This is a genomic window from Gilvimarinus gilvus (assembly GCF_030518155.1).
GTDB classification, from domain to species: domain Bacteria; phylum Pseudomonadota; class Gammaproteobacteria; order Pseudomonadales; family Cellvibrionaceae; genus Gilvimarinus; species Gilvimarinus gilvus.
The window spans coordinates 1-410 of the sequence record NZ_JAULRU010000307.1; the positions used below are offsets into that span (position 1 = coordinate 1).

The 410-nt window shown below is 67.6% G+C and carries 1 protein-coding gene; it reads right to left on the bottom strand.

Going from position 1 to position 410, the window contains the following annotated elements; translation table 11 throughout:
• Positions 1 to 410, bottom strand: a 410-nt coding sequence (locus QWI17_RS04975; protein WP_302721404.1) for an amidohydrolase family protein, incomplete at both ends; no start/stop codon positions are given.

A 410-nucleotide genomic window follows, 5' to 3' on the forward strand; every position in this document is an offset into this window, starting at 1 on the left:
CTGGCGGAAAGGCCCGGTCGCCCGGGGCATTGGTCATGATCGAGATACCTGCGCCCGCCAACGCCTCGGCGGTGTGGTCGACCACCGCGTCGGTGACGTCGCCCAGGCCGTAGGCGTGGCTGACCGCAACCAGGCCTTGCATGCCCAGGGCCTGGGTGCGCGCGGCAATGCGCTGAAGTTGGGCGATGCAGATATCGCCGGGTTCATGCAGGTGGATATCGACTTTAACGCCATGCCGCTCAGCGATGCCGAAGACGATATCCAGCTGGGCGTCAGCGTCGCCGTCCAAGGTGGTGGGGTCGATGCCGCCAACCACCTGAGCCCCTTCGCCGATAGCGGCCTCCATGACCTGGGCGGTGCCAGGGCAGGTGACCACGCCGGCCTGGGGGAAGGCCACCAGCTCGATGTCG